The sequence below is a fragment of the Mesorhizobium sp. P2_H9 genome (assembly GCF_056403215.1).
In genome coordinates this window covers 1-17,366 of record NZ_JBFUFX010000024.1, presented here as the reverse complement: position 1 = coordinate 17,366, position 17,366 = coordinate 1, and the positions used below count along the sequence as shown (strand labels likewise).

Annotated in this window: 22 protein-coding genes and 1 riboswitch; of the genes, 13 read left to right on the top strand and 9 right to left on the bottom strand. The window is 63.3% G+C overall.

Translation table 11 applies throughout. The annotated features are described in order from the left end of the window. Window positions 1-205 precede the first annotated feature (205 nt). Window positions 206-427 carry a hypothetical protein gene (locus tag AC1DXN_RS30235; RefSeq protein WP_477278284.1) on the top strand — a complete coding sequence of 74 codons (222 nt, stop codon included), beginning with the start codon at window positions 206-208 and terminating at the stop codon, window positions 425-427. Window positions 428-622: 195 nt separating this feature from the next. Next, window positions 623-712: a putative RiPP precursor gene (locus tag AC1DXN_RS30230; RefSeq protein ID WP_477242062.1), complete on the top strand. Its 90-nt coding sequence runs from the start codon at window positions 623-625 to the stop codon at window positions 710-712. A gap of 361 nt (window positions 713-1,073) precedes the next feature. Here the strand turns inward: AC1DXN_RS30230 and AC1DXN_RS30225 are convergent, their stop codons facing one another. Both AC1DXN_RS30225 and AC1DXN_RS30220 read right to left on the bottom strand, forming a co-directional pair. Beyond that, on the bottom strand, window positions 1,074-2,063 hold the full coding sequence (locus AC1DXN_RS30225; protein ID WP_477278282.1) for a glycosyltransferase: 990 nt from the start codon (window positions 2,061-2,063) through the stop codon (window positions 1,074-1,076). A 95-nt stretch (window positions 2,064-2,158) separates the two neighbouring features. Continuing rightward, window positions 2,159-2,419 carry a hypothetical protein gene (locus AC1DXN_RS30220; protein ID WP_477278280.1) on the bottom strand — a complete coding sequence of 87 codons (261 nt, stop codon included), beginning with the start codon at window positions 2,417-2,419 and terminating at the stop codon, window positions 2,159-2,161. A gap of 154 nt (window positions 2,420-2,573) precedes the next feature. On the opposite strand from AC1DXN_RS30220, the gene AC1DXN_RS30215 reads away from it, so the two are divergent. Beyond that, window positions 2,574-2,879: a hypothetical protein gene (locus AC1DXN_RS30215; protein ID WP_477278279.1), complete on the top strand. Its 306-nt coding sequence runs from the start codon at window positions 2,574-2,576 to the stop codon at window positions 2,877-2,879. 25 nt (window positions 2,880-2,904) lie between these two features. Here the strand turns inward: AC1DXN_RS30215 and AC1DXN_RS30210 are convergent, their stop codons facing one another. Next, the gene (locus tag AC1DXN_RS30210; RefSeq protein ID WP_477278277.1) at window positions 2,905-3,228 is read right to left on the bottom strand and encodes a DUF982 domain-containing protein; all 324 of its coding nucleotides are present in this window, start codon (window positions 3,226-3,228) and stop codon (window positions 2,905-2,907) included. 213 nt (window positions 3,229-3,441) lie between these two features. Between AC1DXN_RS30210 and AC1DXN_RS30205 the strand changes: the two genes are divergently transcribed. The 3 genes from AC1DXN_RS30205 to AC1DXN_RS30195 all read left to right on the top strand — a co-directional run bounded on the left by AC1DXN_RS30205 (window position 3,442) and on the right by AC1DXN_RS30195 (window position 4,390). Next, window positions 3,442-3,750, top strand: coding sequence for a DUF1236 domain-containing protein (locus AC1DXN_RS30205; protein WP_477278275.1), 309 nt, complete (start codon window positions 3,442-3,444; stop codon window positions 3,748-3,750). 77 nt (window positions 3,751-3,827) lie between these two features. After that, a complete protein-coding gene (locus tag AC1DXN_RS30200; RefSeq protein ID WP_477242074.1) occupies window positions 3,828-4,034 on the top strand; it encodes a hypothetical protein in 207 nt (68 codons plus the stop codon). Between the two features lie 107 nt (window positions 4,035-4,141). Next, window positions 4,142-4,390, top strand: coding sequence for a DUF2934 domain-containing protein (locus AC1DXN_RS30195; RefSeq protein ID WP_477242076.1), 249 nt, complete (start codon window positions 4,142-4,144; stop codon window positions 4,388-4,390). Between the two features lie 147 nt (window positions 4,391-4,537). On the opposite strand, the gene AC1DXN_RS30190 is transcribed toward AC1DXN_RS30195, so the two are convergent. Further along, on the bottom strand, window positions 4,538-4,888 hold the full coding sequence (locus tag AC1DXN_RS30190) for a hypothetical protein (protein ID WP_477242078.1): 351 nt from the start codon (window positions 4,886-4,888) through the stop codon (window positions 4,538-4,540). Window positions 4,889-5,056: 168 nt separating this feature from the next. Beyond that, a riboswitch (TPP riboswitch) is annotated at window positions 5,057-5,170 on the top strand. Between AC1DXN_RS30190 and AC1DXN_RS30185 the strand changes: the two genes are divergently transcribed. From AC1DXN_RS30185 to AC1DXN_RS30170, 4 genes are all read left to right on the top strand, one after another. After that, window positions 5,161-5,769, top strand: coding sequence for a YkoF family thiamine/hydroxymethylpyrimidine-binding protein (locus tag AC1DXN_RS30185; RefSeq protein ID WP_477278273.1), 609 nt, complete (start codon window positions 5,161-5,163; stop codon window positions 5,767-5,769). It overlaps the preceding riboswitch by 10 nt. Window positions 5,770-5,815: 46 nt before the next feature. Beyond that, window positions 5,816-6,631, top strand: coding sequence for an ABC transporter permease (locus tag AC1DXN_RS30180; RefSeq protein WP_477278271.1), 816 nt, complete (start codon window positions 5,816-5,818; stop codon window positions 6,629-6,631). Further along, complete coding sequence (locus AC1DXN_RS30175; RefSeq protein ID WP_477278269.1) at window positions 6,628-7,359, top strand: ABC transporter ATP-binding protein; 732 nt, start codon at window positions 6,628-6,630, stop codon at window positions 7,357-7,359. Before AC1DXN_RS30180 ends, AC1DXN_RS30175 begins: the two co-directional genes overlap by 4 nt. 2 nt (window positions 7,360-7,361) lie before the next feature. Beyond that, the gene (locus AC1DXN_RS30170) at window positions 7,362-8,360 is read left to right on the top strand and encodes an ABC transporter substrate-binding protein (protein ID WP_477278267.1); all 999 of its coding nucleotides are present in this window, start codon (window positions 7,362-7,364) and stop codon (window positions 8,358-8,360) included. Between the two features lie 67 nt (window positions 8,361-8,427). Here the strand turns inward: AC1DXN_RS30170 and AC1DXN_RS30165 are convergent, their stop codons facing one another. Together AC1DXN_RS30165 and AC1DXN_RS30160 are read right to left on the bottom strand one after the other, a co-directional pair. Next, the gene (locus AC1DXN_RS30165; protein WP_477278265.1) at window positions 8,428-12,867 is read right to left on the bottom strand and encodes a tetratricopeptide repeat protein; all 4,440 of its coding nucleotides are present in this window, start codon (window positions 12,865-12,867) and stop codon (window positions 8,428-8,430) included. Window positions 12,868-13,021: 154 nt separating this feature from the next. Continuing rightward, complete coding sequence (locus AC1DXN_RS30160) at window positions 13,022-13,681, bottom strand: LexA family transcriptional regulator (protein ID WP_477278263.1); 660 nt, start codon at window positions 13,679-13,681, stop codon at window positions 13,022-13,024. A gap of 81 nt (window positions 13,682-13,762) precedes the next feature. Here AC1DXN_RS30160 and AC1DXN_RS30155 point away from each other — a divergent pair, with 81 nt between their 5' ends. Then, window positions 13,763-14,107 carry a hypothetical protein gene (locus AC1DXN_RS30155; RefSeq protein WP_477278261.1) on the top strand — a complete coding sequence of 115 codons (345 nt, stop codon included), beginning with the start codon at window positions 13,763-13,765 and terminating at the stop codon, window positions 14,105-14,107. A 106-nt stretch (window positions 14,108-14,213) separates the two neighbouring features. Continuing rightward, window positions 14,214-14,879, top strand: coding sequence for a GcrA cell cycle regulator (locus tag AC1DXN_RS30150; RefSeq protein ID WP_477278259.1), 666 nt, complete (start codon window positions 14,214-14,216; stop codon window positions 14,877-14,879). Window positions 14,880-14,901: 22 nt separating this feature from the next. On the opposite strand, the gene AC1DXN_RS30145 is transcribed toward AC1DXN_RS30150, so the two are convergent. Further along, window positions 14,902-15,189, bottom strand: a complete 288-nt coding sequence (locus AC1DXN_RS30145; protein ID WP_477278304.1) for a DUF982 domain-containing protein — start codon at window positions 15,187-15,189, stop codon at window positions 14,902-14,904. A 148-nt stretch (window positions 15,190-15,337) separates the two neighbouring features. Here AC1DXN_RS30145 and AC1DXN_RS30140 point away from each other — a divergent pair, with 148 nt between their 5' ends. Then, a complete protein-coding gene (locus tag AC1DXN_RS30140) occupies window positions 15,338-15,943 on the top strand; it encodes a DUF6456 domain-containing protein (protein ID WP_477278257.1) in 606 nt (201 codons plus the stop codon). A 50-nt stretch (window positions 15,944-15,993) separates the two neighbouring features. On the opposite strand, the gene AC1DXN_RS30135 is transcribed toward AC1DXN_RS30140, so the two are convergent. Both AC1DXN_RS30135 and AC1DXN_RS30130 read right to left on the bottom strand, forming a co-directional pair. Beyond that, window positions 15,994-16,314, bottom strand: coding sequence for a hypothetical protein (locus AC1DXN_RS30135; RefSeq protein ID WP_477242097.1), 321 nt, complete (start codon window positions 16,312-16,314; stop codon window positions 15,994-15,996). A gap of 154 nt (window positions 16,315-16,468) precedes the next feature. Next, window positions 16,469-17,366: ATP-binding cassette domain-containing protein (locus AC1DXN_RS30130; RefSeq protein WP_477421784.1), on the bottom strand; the 898-nt coding region annotated here is incomplete at its 5' end.

Sequence of the window (17,366 nt, the reverse complement as noted above, 5' to 3'; positions counted from 1 at the left end):
CCTTGCAGCCGATGGTTGTCGCGCAGTTTATTACTGCGTCGCTGCTGGGCGTCATCTGTATTATTTCGTGATCGTCTGGCGCTGGAACCATCCATCGCAACCCACGTTCGGGCCTATTCGCGATGCCTCATTTATAGGCAGGCACGGGCATGCGAAGCGGGTGGGGCGGCAAAACAAGAGCGGGTTGGGGCAGGAGCAACATACCATGTCGAAACGAGAAATCGGAACATCCCCTGCCTTGGGGATGCGTGTCGCCGATCTGAAAGTCAGGATGCGAAACGCCCAGATTACCGAGCATGAAATGAAAACCTTCCACAAGGTCGCTGCCATCATGGGGAGCAACGACGGCTCCCTAGGCCTGGACACCGACGATCTGATCGCCGCGTCCTTCGTGACCGAAGCGCTGGGCGAGCCCACGTCGAATTGATAGCCGGTCACCACAACTGAAAAATACGAGCGCATGACCCGCGAGCGTCGGTTAGCCAGGCACCGTTGGAGCGCCCCTACGTCCATTTGGACACAGGGGCGCTCCAACGTGTCGCTGATCTCTGCCCCGTGGGTTGACAATGCGCTTATCGCAGCGAGATGTTGCATTGTTGAAAACGAGGGCAGGATGGTTGCAATGAAGAAAACCTACGAAAAGCCTGTACTGACCAAGCGCGAGAAGCTGTCGACCGTAATCGCGCAGCAGGTTTCACCTCCCCCTCAATAAGCGCACGGCGTCTGGCGGTCGCGAATATCTGCGGTCGCCGCAGCGAGATGTTGCATTGTTGAAAACGAGGGCAGGAATGATTGCAATGAAGAAAACCTACGAAAAGCCTGTGCTGATCAAGCGCGAGAAGCTTTCAACCGTAATCGCGCTATCTTCACCTATCCCCCAATAGGCGCATCGCGCTCTTTTTGGTTCTATGCACCAGGATTGATGCGCAAGACCAATTGGTTGTAGCCACATCTGGCGGTCGCGAATATTCGCGGTCGCGCCGACGAGGCGCAACACACGCAGGCAAGACGCGCCGAATGTTCACCCCCGCTGACCCGGTCAGTGGGGATTGTTTGTCGGTTTCAGCTTGTAGTCAGCTGTGTCCGACAAAGGCCGGAACCCGCTCGACATCGTCCCTCATCAGGCCGGTCGCCAGGCCGAACTGGCCGACGAACACCAGGCTGTTGAAAGCCAGGCCGGCGGCAACGGCCAAAGGCACCTGCCAGACCGGCATGCCCGTCTGGCGTGCTTGAGTGGCGATGCGCAAGCTCACGCGCCAGGATGTGGAGGCCCAGCGCCGCAGCGCCTTGAGCACGCGCCGGGGACGTGAGGCGGTGGTCAGGATCGCATATTTGCGGTCGGCGTCGCGGCCGGTGACCAGTGCGCGCCACAGAAAGAACCCCAGTCCGCGCGGTGGATAGTGGCTGGCCACCGCCGCGACCCTCATCAGGTCATGGCCCTCCGCCTGCAATTGCCTGGTCAGCAGCGTGCAGGAGACCTTGAAACCGTTGCTTTGCGGAAACGGATGACCGGCTAGCCAGCTTCGCCTGAACGCGCAGTTGTTGGCGTTCAGCGCGCGCTTGGCGGCAAAGCGCTGGTCATGGTCGCGAAGCGGAAAGAACCACAGCAGCGCGAAGGTCCGCGAGGCAAAGTCATCATAGCCAAGATAGGTGTAGCCGTTCACCACCACCGTGCGCGCATTTTCGAACGGCTTCAGCAAAGCCGGCAGCCAGCCCGGCTCGACGACACAGTCGGAATCGCAAAGAATGACGATCTCGCCCGTCGCCTCGGCAATGCCGCGGTTCTTCAGCTCGTAATAGCGCCCGTCGGGCAAGGCGGCGAAGGCCAGCGTCGCGGCCATGACTAGCTCCGGCACTCTGGCGGCAATCTCATCCTGCAAAAGCGGTGTGTCCAAGGCTTCTCCGGAATGGACGAAGATGACTTGCGGCTTTGCCGCATATCCGAGATCGGCTGCAGCCCTGATCTCGCGGGCAAGTGCCGCGAAACCGACGCCGATCTCGTGCCAGTCGATCGCCTTGGCATTCTCCATCTCGACGATGATCGAGTAGCTTTCGCGCACCATGTCCTATTGGCCCCGGCCCTGAAGCCGCAGCCATAGCCGACTGCGAAGACTTTTGCAGCCTCTACGCGTAAAATTGTCAGAACCACTACTTCCGCTTAGACTTCGTCGAAAGGACCGCCACGCCTGGCAGGATCGCGCTTCATGGCGGCCTCCTCGGCGTCGTCGGGCAGGGCGTCATCGCTGTCCTGATAGGCATCGTCGTCGTCCTCGTCAGGCAATTCGCGGTCCTTCTCGATGCCGTCTTCCTCCGCAATGTCAGGCAGGATTTTCGCACCTTTGATGGCGTCCCAGTCCTGCTGCTCCCGTGTCGGAGCTTCAACCTCGTCGTTGCTTCGTGGCTTTCCGCGCGGTTCCATCGTTGGCTTCCCTGTCTTTGAAACAAGTCTCCGATGTTGAACTCATGACTATGCCGCCGGCTCCGTTCGACGCGAGTCGCGTCCCGCACGCGGGGAACCAATAGGCGCCAATCTGCTTTGCAAGGACATGACTTGAGCTTGAAAGGAGCCGGACATGAAGACACTCGCTCTCTTGCCCTGTTTGCTGATGGCGACGCTGGCAGGCCCGGCGGCCGCGGAGACAAACGGTCAGACCGGTCAAGCGCCCGCCCCATCCACGCCTTGCCAGGCTCAGCCGCAAGACCGGAACGGGCAGACGAAGTCCAACAACGAAAGCCTGTCCGAGACACTCGATCCTTGCGATGGCGTGTTGCAGCCGCCGCCCACCGGCGACCAGGGCGTCATCACGCCGCCCGACGAAGGCAAGACGCCGGTGATCAAACCCGGCGAGGTGCCGGCGCAGCAGCCTCCGAAGCAGTAAGCGCTGCCCCGAGGTCGGACGGGCGTCAATTCTCCTGGCTGTTGCTGGTGCCACTGCGCGCGTTCCTGGCTAACTTTGCCTCGCGAAGCGCGGTCACCGGGTCGACGCCGGTCCACAGAATGCCGGCGGCTTCGGCAAAGCCGATGAACGCTCGGCGCGCCTGGTCGGCGCTGAGATGACCGGCGCGCGCCGCGTCGCATGCCTTCAGCGCAGTGGCATGGATCGCACCGCGCCGCGCCGGCGGCCATTCCTTCAGGAAATTCTGCATCTGCGCCAGTGAGGCGATGTCGCGTTTGAAGCCAGCCCCCACAGCGATGGCCACAGGCGCGTGAAACAGCATTTCATCCATGTCGAAGACCTCCCGGAAAGCGTTGCAGCGCCTTCAATGCGCAACAGCGCCATGCGGTTCCCCGGATCAATGAGTCCCCGATCAATTAGCCATTTCTCAGGGAACAACAGGCTTCCCCCGACGTTTGCCCCCTATAGAGCTCGCCATCTCGAACCATGAAAGTCCTCGCATCAGGCGGGGCAGGGCGAAGCTTGCAAACAACAGGAGAGAACGATGAAAAACCTTCTGATTCCTGCCGCTGCCGGCCTGGCTCTGCTGGCTGGCATTGGCGTTGCCGTAGCCGAAGACGTGGTGGTCGTTTCGCCCCAACAGCAGACGGTCATTCGCGAATATGTGCACAAGCACCCATTGGCTTCGATCAATCTCCTCGGCGTCGAACTGAATGTCGGCTCCACTCTGCCTGACACCGTCGAACTTCAGCCGATCGAGGTTCCCGACGTTCAGTACAGATACGCTGTCGTCGGCGACCATACCGTTCTGGTCGACCCTGCCACCCACAAGATCGTAGAGGTCATCGACTGACGCTTGCCTTCCCTGTCGTCCCCGAACGGGGGCGGCAGGCAGGGCAGTGCCAGCTGGGGATATGGAAGGAGCCCCTCATGTTGCGGCATGCCGAGTCGCCCGATGTGGCCAAATCCGTCGACAAACTGCTCGCCGAGCGGAGCAGTGCGCTGTTGTCGATGAGGACAGTGATTGCAATGGTGCGGGAGCGCACCGGAACCGAGCGCTCGGATGCGGATCTGGAAGCCCTGATCACCAAGAAGGCGGCGCTCCTTGGCGTTGCGGTGTTGTCCGACAGGACCTGACTGCCGATGGATATGATGCCTTCGCGTTGACACCAAAGACGGCGCTCGAAATTTCAGCTAAAACAGTGCCTGCTCACGGGATTCGAATCGAACCGATGGAGGCAGGAGTGACGGACGACAGGCATGAACGCATTCGCCAACGGGCGCACGCGATCTGGGAAAAGGCGGGCCGGCCCGAAGGCGCGCATCAGCAGCATTGGGACCAGGCCACGGCCGAAATAGACGGCGCGGCTGCCAAGCCGAAAGCCAAGCCGGCCGCAAAGAAGCCTGCTGCCGCCAAAGTCAGCAAGCCCAAAGCGGCGCCGAAGCCGGCAGCCGCCGCCAAGGCGGCCAAACCCAAATCAGGCAAGGGCTAACCGCCTCTCACCCATGATGCGGTGAGGCGCGTTCTGCCTCGGCTTGGAGCCGCGCCCGCGCGCCGAGCAGCCGCGAAGGCGTCGTCGGGAGACAGTCGACGACCGCGGGACGGGCTCGGCGAGATTAGCGGGCCGGAAGGGCGCCCCTCACGCGTCCCAGGCATAGCTGGAGAGCGCAAAGCGGATGCCGGCCGCCGTCATCGCCAACTCGCATTCGGTGATCTGGCGTAGATTGCGCAAATAGCGCGCCACCGTCTGTGGCAGCCAGCCGGCGCAGGCCTCGGTGTAAACGCGGCTGTGCACGAGGGTGCCTGACGACAGCCTCTCCTCTTTCTCGGCAATGACTTTCAGATACTGGCGGATGAAGCGGATGTCGTCGGCGATGTCCTGGCTGGCCATGCGCCATGCGCCGGCCAGACGCTCGCGATGTTCGATCGATGCTGTCGAGATGAGCGGGCGGGAGAGATCGGCGAAGCCGGCGTGGTTTGCGGTGCTCATCCGGATCTCCCATGGGTTGGCAATAGTACTTTATGTACGAATGACGGTCAATACATTTTGTACGAAATCGGCTCCTTTGACACGTTGTGGCAGCGAGCTGGCGCAACGCTTTCCCGCCACGTGTCGAAAAAACCCCCTTCCGCAATCCTTCGAACAGTGCTTTAACGCGCCAATCCACAGGGGTGCTCCGTACGGTCGGGGCTGAGACGGGGGCGGCAAGCCCACAGACCCTAGAAGCTGATCTGGGTAATACCAGCGGAGCGAGGCGGGCGATGTTTTCTGGCGCACAGATTTCCCTTTATCCCATGGCCGACGATTTCGTCGGCGTTATCCTTGGCGCGCTCGGCGCGCTCGATCCCTGGCGCGACAGGCTCAGGATCGAGACCGACGACATCTCGACCTTGCTGGTCGGGCCGCCCGAAGTGCTGTTCCCGGCGATGCGCGACCTGTTCGTGGCGGCAGCGGCAAGCGGCCAGCATTGCGTGCTGTCGGCGGCGATCTCGCGCGGCTGCCCGGGCGAGCCGGACGATCCGATCTGCCGCACCGATGCGCTCAGCGGGCCTGCCGGACCACTCGCCCCCCGCAAGGACGCCGCCATTGCCGCGGTGCGCAAGGCCGGCGCCACCGGGCAGCCGACGGCGGCGCAATTCTCGCTCTATGTGATGGGCACCGACGATCACATGGACGAGATCTACGGCTGCATCGACTTCCTCAAACAGTCCGGCGTCTACGACCGCTCGAAAAACTTCTGCACCAAATTGCGCGGCGATGCCGGCCCGGTGTTTGCGGCGCTGAACGAGGCCTTCTGCCGCTTCGGGCCGGGCGCCGGCCACGTAACCCTCGACGTCACGATATCGGCCAACAGCCCGTCCGCTGTCTGAGCTTTTTGCGCGCTCCTGTCGCGCCCGTCCGTCAAAGGTTATTTCAGTGGTCCCATCCGCCCCTTCGCGCCCGCTCGCGGGCTTCATCGCCGCCATCGCAAAGGCAGCGCCAGCAATCGCCTCGGTCGGCCTTTTGCTGCTGGCGTGGGAGACGTATGCCCGGTTCTCCGGCATCAAACCGACGATATTGCCGGCGCCGTCGCGTGTGCTGGAACAGGCGCTGCTGAACCGCGACGCGCTGGTGGAGAATGCCATCCCCACCATCCGCGCCACGCTTTTCGGCTTTGCCTGTTCGCTCAGCGCCGCCTTCGTGCTGTCGATGCTCATCGATTTCTCGCCGCCACTTCGGCGCGCGCTGTTTCCGGTCCTCATCGTCAGCCAGACCTTACCGCTCATCGCCATCGCGCCGCTGGTGGTGCTGTGGTTCGGCTTCGGCCTGATGCCCAAGATCGTTCTGGTCGCGCTGGTCACCTTCTTTCCGATGCTGGTGGCGTTGGCCAAGGGCTATGACGCCACCGAGCAAGAGATCGGCCAGATGCTGCGCGCCATGGGGGCAGGGCGCTGGCGCGTCTTCCTCTCGGCGCGGCTGCCCTCGGCGCTGCCCTATTTCTTCGCCGGTCTGCGCATCTCCATCACCTATGCTGTGGTCGGCGCCATCTTCGCCGAATATGCCGGCGCGGCAAAAGGGTTGGGCATCTACATGCTCAACGCCAAGAACAATTTCCGCCCCGATCTGGTGCTGGCTGCCGTCGCCGTCAGCGCAGGGCTGACGCTGCTCCTGTTCGGCGCAACGGTGTTGATCCAGCGGCTGGTCATGCCGTGGGAGCGGGCTGGACAGGAACGCGCCGGGGCAGGACTATGACCCGGCTCGAATTGCGCCACGTCAAGAAGCGCTTCGGCGACCTCGATGTGCTCGCCGACATTTCGCTCAGCGTGTGCGCCGGCGAATTCGTCTCCATTCTCGGGCCGTCCGGCGCCGGAAAATCGACGATCTTTCAGCTGCTGACCGGTGCGCTGAAAGGCGAGGGCGAGATGATCTTCGACGGCGCGCCGCTCGACGACCATGGCCGCCATTTTGCCTTCATGCCGCAGCGCGACGCGCTGATGCCATGGCGGCGCATCCTCGACAACACCACGCTCGGCCTTGAGGTGCAGGGCGTCGGGCGCAAGGCCGCCCGCGCCCGCGTCGCACCGCTGTTTGCCGAATTCGGCCTCGCCGGCTTCGAGCGGCATTATCCCTCCGAACTGTCCGGCGGCATGCGCCAGCGCGCCGCCCTTTTGCGCACCGTGGTGCAGGAGCGCGACATGCTTTTGCTCGACGAGCCGTTCGGCGCGCTTGACGCGCTGACCCGCGCGGCCATGCAGCGCTGGCTGGAGGCCATGTGGCGGCGCCACCGCTGGACGGCGCTGCTGATCACTCATGACGTGCGCGAGGCGGTGTTCCTGTCCGACCGCATCTATGTGCTGTCGGCCCGCCCGGCCCGCATCGTGCGCGAAATCAAGGTGCCGCCGCGCGGCTCTGGCGCGGACACTGCTGCCCTCGAAGCCGAAATCCTCGACACGCTTCTCAACCCTGCACAAGGAGAATGACCATGATTTCACTGACACGCCGCCAGGCCCTGCTGCTGACGCTCGTCGCCGGACTGCCCTCACGCGCTTTCGCGGCGCCGCAAAAAGTCACCGTCGCGCTCGACTGGACCGTCAACACCAACCACATCGGCCTGTTCGTCGCCCGCGACAAAGGTTTTTATGCCGAGGCCGGGCTGCAGGCTGAAATCCTGCCCTATGGCGATACCGGCGCTGGCACGCTGGTCGCCAACCACATCGCCGATTTCGGCATCGCCGGTGCCGGCTTCTTCACCCAGCGCGCCGCCGGCGCCGATCTCAAGGCGGTCTATGCCGTGGTCCAGGCCGAGACCGGCCGGCTTGTGTTCAATGCCGCGCGCAGCGACATCAAGAGCCCGAAAAACCTCGACGGCCTGACCTATGGCGGCTTCGGCAGCGCCTGGGAAAACACGCTGATCTCGACCATGATCCGCCATGACGGCGGCAAGGGCAATTTCGAGACGGTGACGCTCGGCACCTCCGCCTATGAGGCGCTGGCCAACGGCTCGGTCGATTTCACGCTGGAGGTCGCGACCTGGGAAGGTGTCCAGGCCGAGCTGCAAGGCGTCAAGCAGCGCACCTTCCGCTATGCCGACTACGGCGTGCCCGACGAGCACACAACCTTCATCGCCTCCAGCGATGCATTTCTTTCAGCGAACCCGAAGGCGGCTTCTGCCTTCATCGAGGCAACGCTGCGCGGGTATCAGTTCGCCGTCGACCACCCGCAGGAAGCCGGCGACCTGCTGATAGCGTCCAACAAGGACGCCCTGACCGATCCGGCGCTGATCCACGCTTCGCTGAAGATGCTGGTCGACGGCCACTTCCTGCGCAGCCAAAGCGGCGTCATCGGCACCATCGACAAGGCCAAGATCGAGGCGATGGGAGCCTACCTCTTCACCGCCGGCATCCTGCGCGACGCCGACGGCAAGGCGCTGAAAGAACGCCCGGATTTCGAGGGGTATTTCAGCAACGCGTGTCTGGGGTAGCGGCATGGAAGCCGCCGGTCTCCCCTTCGAGGGAGATGTCGCCGAAACGCGACAGAGAGCTTCCGCCTCACTCTGCCCCGAGGATGCGCGCTTTCTTGCGGTCGGCCTCGGCGCGTTTGCGATTGCCCTTGGCGTCCCAAGCCTTGCTTCGGGCTGTGTATGCCATGGCGAAATCCGGCTGGAGCTTTATGGCCTGGCTGAGATCGGCGATGGCTCCGTCATAATCGGCTTTGCTGGTCCGGATAATGCCCCGGCCCAAATAGCCAAACGGGTTCCCGCGATCGAGGCTGAGTGCCTTTTCAAAATCGCGCAACGCCGCATCATCCTCATGTTTGCCCATCAATATAAGGCCGCGTTCGGAATAGACCCTTGCGTCCGCGGTGTTGAGACTGATGGCCTTGCCGTAGTCCGCAAGCGCCCCTTCATCGTCACCTTGCAAACTGCGGTTCTGGCCGCGGTCGTAGTAAGTCTCAGCAATATTCGGATTGAGCGCGATTGCCTGAGTGTAGTCGGCGACCGCATGGACGTAGTCGCTTTTGGCCTCCCAGGCGAGAGCACGGGCGAGATACGCATCGTGGAATGCGGGATATAGAACAATCGCTTTGCTGTACTGGGCTATGGCGCCATCATAGTCTTCTTTTTCATGCAGTGCCCACCCAAGCTTGAATGTCACTGCGGCCGGTGAAGTTCTGGCTGGCTTCATCGCTGCAATGCCGGTCTGGTTTGGCTTTGCAGCACTCGCTTTCGCCTTTGCCGCCAACGCTTGCTTGCGACCTTTGCCGGCAAGCGTCAGCTTCGGATCGAGCTTCAGGGCCTGGTCGTAGTCGGCAATCGCCTGGTCGAAATTGCCCTTGGCAAACCAGGCGTTGCCCCGCCCGAAATAGACAGGCGCGTAGCTGCCGTCGAGTTCGATCGCGCGACTGTAATCTTCGATGGCGCGATCCGGTTCGTTCTTTTTGGTCCACGCGACGCCGCGGCCGAGGTAAGCATCGAGATAGGCGGGATAGAGTTCGATGACCTTGTCGTAGTCGTCGATGGCCGCGTCATATTTGCCTTTCTCGACAAGCGACATGCCCCGCCCGATATAGGCTGAGGCCTTTCGCGGATCGAGCGCGATCGCGCGGCTGTATTCGGCGATGGCGCGATCGTATTTGCCTTTCTTGTAGAAGGCATCGCCGCGATCGATGAAAGCCTTGAGGTTTTTCGGGTCCGAGCCGACCGCGTCAGATCCGGCACCGCCTTTTGCTTGCGCGGCAACCGTCGCCTTGCGCGCAACCGCATAGTCAGGATTGCCAGGGTTGAGCTTTATGGCCTGGTTGAAGTCGGCGATGGCATTCGAATAGTCCTTGCCGTCGGCCCGCGCCATGCCGCGCCCATAGTAGCTGGCGGCATCGTTCGGATCGATCCCGATTGCCACCGAATAGGCTTCGACCGCGCGCCTGATGTCGCCCTTGGCGTGCCAGGCCGCGCCAGTGCAGAAGAATGCGTCGCGCGCCTTGGGGTCAAGCTCAGTGGCCCGGCTGCAGTCGGCCAAGCCACCTTCCGCATCGCCTGCCGCGGCCTTGGCCAGGCCCCGGCGAATATATGGCGAAGCCGTATCCGGGATGATTGCGATGACCTTGTCGTAATCGGCAATGGCGCGGGCGTAGGCGTGTTTGGCGTCCCAGGCCTTGCCGCGACCAAAATAGGCAAGGGGGCTGTCGGGGTCGAGCGCGATGGCCTCTGCATAGGCACTGATGGCCTCGTCGTACTTGCCCTCGTGCAGCAGGCTATCGCCGTTATGGACCGCGACCAGAACGCCCGGATCGGTGGCCTGGATCAACGCTGCCAACTTGGAGGCGGAAAGCTGGCTGTCGGGCTGCGCGTTGCTGGCGTCGTCCTGCGTGGCCGCGGGTTCGGTGGGGGCCGCAGTGTCGCCTTCGCCCCTCATCGCCTCCGCCGCCTTGCGGCCGACGGCATAATCGGCATTGCCCCGGTCGAGCTTGATCGCCTGGTCGAAGTCGGCGATGGCGCCCTCATAGTCCTGCCGGTCGGCCCGCGCCATACCGCGCCCATAGTAGCTTGCGTCATCCTTCGCATCGATCGCGATCGCCGCTGAATAGGCGGCGATCGCGCGCCCGGCGTTGCCCTTGGCATGCCAGGCCATGCCCTTGCAGTAAAATGCGTCGCGCGCCTTCGGGTCGAGCGTCGCGGCGCGGTCGCAGTCGGCAAGAGCGCCATCGGCGTCGATCGAGGTGATCTTGGCGAGCCCGCGGCGAGAATAGGCCGCCGCAAAATCGGGGGCGAACTGGATCGCCTTGTCGTAGTCGGCGATGGCCTGACTGTAGTCGCGTTTGGCAGCCCACGCCTTGCCACGGCCGAAATAGGCGAAGCGGTTGTTGGGATCGAGCGCGATCGCCTGGTCATACGCGCCGATCGCCTTGTCGTACTTGCCCATGTCCAGGAAGGCATCGCCGCCCAGGATCGCTTCCAGCGCGCGCGGGTCTTTCGCCTCCAGGGCTTTTGCCACCAGCGTGTCTTCCGTCGCCGTCAACTTCGGAACGGCAGCCGACGGCTTTGCCTGTTGTTTGTCTGGCGGCGAGGCCGGCTGTCTGTCGTTGCCGGCAACCCGCTCCCCGCAGCCGCCCGCTCGCTTCGGATCGAGCTCGATGGCGCGCCGGCAATCCGCCGCTGCCCCGGCCTCGTCGCCTTTCAGCGATCGCGTGCGGCTGCGCACAAGATAGGCGTCGGCATTGTCGGGGTCGAGGCTGATGGCCTTGGCGAGATCGAGCAGCGCACCCTCGACACCATGTTTTTCCAGCCGCACATTGGCGCGATCGATCAGGATTTTTGCGGCTGCCGGATCCCTTTTCTCTCCGGCAGCAGATTGGGCCGGTTCGCCCGGCGTGTGTTCGTTGCATGAGCCCGCCCGCTTCGGGTCGAGCACAATAGCGCGCCGGCAGTCGGTGGCGGCAACGGCGTAATTCCCCTGAGACGCCTCGGCAAGCGACCGGTTGTAAAAGGCCTCGGCGTTGTAGGGATCGAGTTCGATCGCAGCGCTGAACGAGTCTATCGCGCCGGCGACGTAGCCCTGCACCTGCTGCTCCAACCCTTGTTTCAGGTTCCAGGCAACGAGCTCGGAATGATCCTCCTTGGGGTATAGTTGCAGCGGCTCGTCTACGGGAGGCGTGGCAGGCTTGACCGTCTCAGGCGCAGCCGGAGCCGCGGCTCTCGCGGCCTGGCTGGGCGCCGGGTCCGGCGCCTTGTCGGCGGATTGCGGGCTCGCCCTGCGCTTGGCGAGTTGAACGCTTAGCCTTTCCTTCCGGTAATCGGCGTTGGCCGGATCGAGCGCGATGGCCTTGTCCAGATCGGTGATTGCTTTGTCGGCATCGCTCGTCTCCCAGACAAGTGCCCGGATGAAGTACGATTTCGGATCATCGGGGCTGATCGCAATCGCCTTGTCGAGGTCGGCGAACGCCTCCTTTGAATTGCCAATCCGGGCCATGGTTATGCCGCGTACTCGGTAAGCCTGGGCGTTGGCTGGGTCGCGGCGGACTGCTTCATCCAGATCGGCAAGAGCGCGGGCATAGTCTTTCTTCAAGCCCCAGCTCTTGGCGCGGTTGAAGTAGAAGGTGGAATTTGCCGGATCCAGTCTGATCGCCTCGTCGAACTCGGCAATGGCGCGATCATGATCATCTTTGCCCTGCCACGCCACCCCGCGGAAATTGTGGGTTTGGGCAGCATCCGAGCCAGGCTCGCCGAGTGCCTCGGTGATCTGGCGCGTACACGCATTCCCCTTTTCCGCATCGATACTCGCAATATGATTGCAATCGGCCTCCGCGTGCTTGCGCTTGCCCTTGCTCGCCCAAGACAGAGCGCGGTCGTAGTAGGGAGTGGCGGGATCTTTGCGCACACTGGCGGCCTTGTCGAAGTCGGCCTCAGCCTTGGCGTTGTCGCCCTTGTCGCTCCAGGCAATGCCCCGCACGCCGTAAGCCATCTCGTTGGCGGGGTCGATGTCGATCGCCTTATCGCAGTCGACAATGGCACGATCGTGCTCGCCTTTCTTGCCGAGCGCCCTTGCGCGATTGACATAGAGGCTGGCGTCGTCCGGCGTGAGCGCGATTGCGCTGGTGTAGTCGGCGACGGCTCGATCGAAATCCCCTTTGCTCTCCCAGTCTATGGCACGATTGGTAAAGGCGGGCATATAGGTCGGATCGAGCGCGATCACCTCGCTCATATCGGCGATGACATGGTCGAGATCATTCTTTTGGGCGTAGGCGAGACCACGCACAAAATAGGCCGGCACGCGCAGATCGGGAATCTCGGTTGCGTCCTCGGCGATCGGGGTGCAGGCGGCAATCTGCTGGTCGGCATCGACCTTGCCCTCGCTAAAGCAGGTGGCATAGTCCTTATCTGCCGCGAGCGCCGAACCGCCAAGCACCGCCAGCCCGACCAACGCCAGCCGCAACGGCCCGCGCAGCAGCCATACAACAAATGGGCGCGCACCTGCGCCTGTCCGGCGTGACATTGCTGTTCTCCCCCCGAAGTAACTGCGGCTGCGACCGCAGCTACTCTATAGTTCTGTTTTTGTTCCGGAATGCAAGCAGAAATTGCACTGGTTGGACCAGGACCAGGTCAGGGCTCGAGCCAGGCGGATCATTTCCGCCCGCGGCGAGCCACCCCTACATATCGATCATCGAGCGCTTCACCCGGCCGATGATGGTGATGGCGCCTTCCAGTTCCGGCGGCGGGATCTTCATGTAGGAAGCCGGCTGGAACGGCGGGTTCTCGTTGGGACGGTAGCGCTTGTAGGTGGCCTGGCCGCTTTCGTCGGCGATCACATAACAGCCATTGGTCACCAGCCGCTTGTCCCGCAAATTGACGAAGATGATCGAATCCGGCGGCGAGATCTTGTTCATCGACGGGCCGTCGACGCGCAGCGCGATCCATTCGCCTTGCTCGAGGTCGGCAGTGGGGATGGTCGGATAGTCGCTGAGGTTGACCACCGTTTCCTGGCTGCCGAGCTCGCCGGCGCTGATCCACGAGACGATCGGCACGTCGACGGTGGCGGGCATCGGCATGACGATCGGCGTGCCTGCCTCGTCGAAGCCGAAAGGGTGGCCGCGGTCCGCATGATCGCCATTGAACAGCAGCCAGCCGGGATCGACGCCGAACAGGCGGCCGTATTTCTCCGCCGCCTTGCGCGACAGCGGTCGGTTGCCGTTCTCGTGGCTGATCAGCGTGTTCTTGTTGATGTCGCGCAGCACGCGCGCGGCATCGCTCGGCGAGGCATACCCCGCCTCGGCCCGCGCCTGCTGCAATCTGTGCTTCGGTTCCTGCATTCGTACATTTTGCCTGAAATTTATCGTCCAAGGTGTACGATTTTTCTTGCGTAATTTTCGTACGTATTGTACGAACAAACCATGAACGAACCAAAAATCACTTCCGGCATGAACGCGCGCTTCGTTTCAACCCATTCGTCCGGGCTGTCCTCCTCCCCGGCCTGGACGAGACCCGGGGCACTTGTCCCGGATCCGGTCGATCCTGCTCAGGCGACCGGAACGGCCGGAGCCGTTTCCCCCGCGGCTCCGGCCACGCTTCCTGACGAGACCGGCCTGCCAGAGGGCGCGGCAGCAAGCAGGCAGTGCACCTCCTGCATCCGCACCGAGGACGGCACCGTCATCCTGTTCGACCGGCTGACGGGCAGGGCGGTTTCCGGCGTCACCCGGCAAGCCGCCGAAGCAGCCATGCTGCGCCTCGGCGGATAGAAGCCGCGCCTCCGACCGGTACCCATCGGAGGCTGACCATGGCTTCCACTGAACCCGACACTGTTTCCAGCGCCGCCGGCGGCCGCGCAGCCAATGGGTATCGACCATGAGCAGCTACACCGACACCGAACTGCACGAGATCGCCATCTGGCTGAAGGACGGCCTGTCGGCCTCGAAGATCGCCACTCGGCTTTCCGCGTTGCGCGGCAGCCCGGTGTCGCGCAACGCCATCATCGGCATCGTCGACCGCAACCCGGCACTGAAGACGATCGGCTTTGCCAACCCCAAGGGCGGTAGGTCCGGCGGTCGTCCCAGGAAAAACGCAAGGCCTGCCCAGGCGGGAAAATCCAGAAAGCAGATCGGGCCGTCGAAACAGACTCCGAGGCATGAATCACCAGAGGCGTCGGCAAGGCTGGCCCGTCTGCAGACAAAGCCGACGGGGCAAGCCAAGTTGCTACCGTCGGCCTGGCTGCCGCCGCGCCTGTTCCTGGGCGAGCCAGGCGCGGTGCCCGAGGCTCTCAAGCCACCGGCGCCGCGTCTGCTCGTCGTCAGACGCCAGCCGCATGTTGCTGCCATGCGCTTCATCGACTGCCTGTTCGGCCGCTGCCGCGCGCCGCTCGATTTGACGCTGGAGGAAGACCCGGAAAACGACGCCCCCGGCAGCCGACCGGGATCGGACATGTTGTGCTGCGGCCTGCGCACACGGGCACTGAAGAGTTACTGCGCCTATCACCAGGCACGCTTTTGCCGACCCGTCGCGGAGGCGGTATGAGGGGGCGCCAGCGCTGTCGACGCTATTTCGGCACCCGGCTTTGAACGCTCCTGGGCTCGAACACCATAGCCGGGTCGTCATTGGCGACGAGAATCCCGGTCACCCGGGCAAAGCCGGTGAACGCCTTCAGCGCGTCGACTGTGGAGATTTGCGCCGCGATCGCCGCACTGCAGGCGTTGAGCGCGCTGCGGTAGACATGGCCGCGCCGGTCGACCGGCCAGCGCTGCAGAAAGTCGGCGGCATCGTTGACGCTGTCGATCACCCAGGTCTCGCCGTCAAAGCTCACTGTGATCGGACGTCCGGTTCGCATCGTACCCACGGGGTTACACCTCGCTGTCGATTTCATTTGCTGTCGCCCCACAACGCGCGGCAAGGCCGGGCGGTTGCATCGAGCCGCGCGAGCGCCGCCTCACAGAACCCAAGCTTCTCAAGGCAACCAACCCACAAGGGACCACGCAATGAGCCGCAAAACCGCGCAGAAAGCCAAGCCCAAGCTGCCGAAACTGCCCAAGGGCGAGGCCGAGCAGGTGCGCATCCGCAAGGAGATCGGTCATGATTTCGCGCTGAAGGACGACGCCTTCGGCCGCAAGCGACTGGCGGCGGGCACTGAGGAGGCGCGGCGCGTCTATGAGGTGTCCAATGACGGCTACACCTCGACCGGTGGCATCGTACGCGTGCGCAATGTCGACCCGCTGACCGGCATCACCTCGCTGTCGCGCCAGCAGCGCGAGGCGGGCATACGCTACCGCCAGGATTTTCGCAGCAGCCAGCAGGATGGCGTCAAGCCGATGACCTGGACTGAGCGGGTCGACGGCGGCCGCTTCGGTGGCGGCGTTGCCGACCGCATTCTTTCCGCCGGCCGCTCCTATGCCGATGCCACCCGTGCGCTCGGCCATTGGGAGGTGGAGGGCGTGGTGCAGAAAATCTGCTGCGCCGGTGAATCGGCAAAAAGCCTGGCCGAGCAGACCGGCGAGCCGCGCGACGTGGTGACCAAGCTGCTCAAGATCGGCCTCGACATATTGGCCGTGCACTACGGCATGATGCTGATGCGCAAGCCGCGGTGACCAGGCCCAAAATGACCGACCAACCCGATCCGGCCGGCCGGATCAGTTCGTCAATACCTGCACACGCGGACCACCTCCACGACCTTGTGGTGATGGCGCCAGTGCTTGATGTACTTGATGTGGCAACGGTGGTGCCGGTGATGATAGCGCGGCCTGTAGCCATTGTCGTAGGCATCGTATTGGTAATAGGGGCGATAGACATAGCGATCGCCGTAGCAGTCGCCATAGGCGTAACAGTCATTGCGGTAGTAGTTGTCCCCGAAGCCGCCGATGCCGAATCCGATCACGACACGGTCGCGTGCATTGGCGGGGGCGATCATCGCCGCCGCCGAAGCAATGGCGATAACCGAGGCAAGCAGGAGCTTTCTCATCGCTACCTCCTTTTCAAGGTTGACCTAATATAACCCCTGAGGCGCGGACGCGTTCCACAGATTTGTGAGATGTGATGGACCTTAGGGTGAGAGCCGTACTGGGGGCTGCCTGCTCCAGCGGGCCGTGAGACGGCGGCGAACGACCAGGCATACTTCAATCTTTTGTGTGGGACAGCGTCGCTTTGCTCGAGGTCATGCTGCCTTTCGGCGCGCCGGAGCCCCACAAGGCGCGCGTGAGCAGGTTCCGTTTGCCCTTGCTCGGGACAAGCTCGATATCGCTGACCAGCTTGGCGCCGCCCTTGCGCCGCTCCAGCGTGATCTTGCGGCTGTGGAAGGCTTCCAACTCGGCGCGATGCGCCACGCTGATGATGGTGACATCGGGCAGTTCGTGGATGACAGTCTCCATCATCTTGTCCTGGCTCTTCTCGTCCAGTGCCGAGGTTGCCTCATCCAGCACGACGATATCGGGGGTGTGCAGCAGCAGACGCGCGAAGGCCAGCCGCTGCTTCTCCCCGCCCGACAAGGTCTGGTCCCATGGCGCGTCTTCCTCGATCTTGGCGGCGAGATAGGCGAGGCCCACCTTGTCGAGCGCGGCTTTGATCTCTTTGATCGACCAGTTGTCCGCTGCGGCGGGATAGGCGACGGCGCGGCGAAGCGTGCCCGAGGGAATGTATGGGCGCTGCGGCAGCATGAACAGCCGCCTGTCGGCGTGGAAATTGACGCTGCCGCCGCCCCACGGCCACAGACCCGCGACGGCCCGCACCAGCGTCGACTTCCCCGAGCCGGATTCGCCGGCCACCAGCACCCGCTCGCCCGGCTCGATCGCGACCTCGGTTTCCTTGACCACGGAGGTGCCGTCGTCGAGCGTGACCGAGAGATTATCGAGGCTGAGGATGGCGCCGTCGTCGGTTTCGCCTCGGTTGATGCGTCCGAGCGCATCGCTCTGTTCCGCGCGCTCCAGCCCGTCGAGCGACATCATCAGCGAAGCGATGCGTCGCGCCGACGCGTTCCAGTCGGCGAGACGGGGATAGTTGTCGACCAGCCATCCGAAC

Bases quoted from the DNA above. Each gene is read 5' to 3' on its own strand.
- AC1DXN_RS30225 (WP_477278282.1), bottom strand. From the start codon at position 2,063: ATGGTGCGCGAAAGCTACTCGATCATCGTCGAGATGGAGAATGCCAAG.
- AC1DXN_RS30205 (WP_477278275.1), top strand. From the start codon at position 3,442: ATGAAAAACCTTCTGATTCCTGCCGCTGCCGGCCTGGCTCTGCTGGCT.
- AC1DXN_RS30235 (WP_477278284.1), top strand. From the start codon at position 206: ATGTCGAAACGAGAAATCGGAACATCCCCTGCCTTGGGGATGCGTGTC.
- AC1DXN_RS30135 (WP_477242097.1), bottom strand. From the start codon at position 16,314: ATGAGAAAGCTCCTGCTTGCCTCGGTTATCGCCATTGCTTCGGCGGCG.
- AC1DXN_RS30160 (WP_477278263.1), bottom strand. From the start codon at position 13,681: ATGCAGGAACCGAAGCACAGATTGCAGCAGGCGCGGGCCGAGGCGGGG.
- AC1DXN_RS30140 (WP_477278257.1), top strand. From the start codon at position 15,338: ATGAGCCGCAAAACCGCGCAGAAAGCCAAGCCCAAGCTGCCGAAACTG.
- AC1DXN_RS30170 (WP_477278267.1), top strand. From the start codon at position 7,362: ATGATTTCACTGACACGCCGCCAGGCCCTGCTGCTGACGCTCGTCGCC.
- AC1DXN_RS30190 (WP_477242078.1), bottom strand. From the start codon at position 4,888: ATGAGCACCGCAAACCACGCCGGCTTCGCCGATCTCTCCCGCCCGCTC.
- AC1DXN_RS30185 (WP_477278273.1), top strand. From the start codon at position 5,161: ATGTTTTCTGGCGCACAGATTTCCCTTTATCCCATGGCCGACGATTTC.
- AC1DXN_RS30175 (WP_477278269.1), top strand. From the start codon at position 6,628: ATGACCCGGCTCGAATTGCGCCACGTCAAGAAGCGCTTCGGCGACCTC.
- AC1DXN_RS30200 (WP_477242074.1), top strand. From the start codon at position 3,828: ATGTTGCGGCATGCCGAGTCGCCCGATGTGGCCAAATCCGTCGACAAA.
- AC1DXN_RS30230 (WP_477242062.1), top strand. From the start codon at position 623: ATGAAGAAAACCTACGAAAAGCCTGTACTGACCAAGCGCGAGAAGCTG.
- AC1DXN_RS30210 (WP_477278277.1), bottom strand. From the start codon at position 3,228: ATGGATGAAATGCTGTTTCACGCGCCTGTGGCCATCGCTGTGGGGGCT.
- AC1DXN_RS30150 (WP_477278259.1), top strand. From the start codon at position 14,214: ATGAGCAGCTACACCGACACCGAACTGCACGAGATCGCCATCTGGCTG.
- AC1DXN_RS30220 (WP_477278280.1), bottom strand. From the start codon at position 2,419: ATGGAACCGCGCGGAAAGCCACGAAGCAACGACGAGGTTGAAGCTCCG.
- AC1DXN_RS30155 (WP_477278261.1), top strand. From the start codon at position 13,763: ATGAACGAACCAAAAATCACTTCCGGCATGAACGCGCGCTTCGTTTCA.
- AC1DXN_RS30165 (WP_477278265.1), bottom strand. From the start codon at position 12,867: ATGTCACGCCGGACAGGCGCAGGTGCGCGCCCATTTGTTGTATGGCTG.
- AC1DXN_RS30215 (WP_477278279.1), top strand. From the start codon at position 2,574: ATGAAGACACTCGCTCTCTTGCCCTGTTTGCTGATGGCGACGCTGGCA.
- AC1DXN_RS30145 (WP_477278304.1), bottom strand. From the start codon at position 15,189: ATGCGAACCGGACGTCCGATCACAGTGAGCTTTGACGGCGAGACCTGG.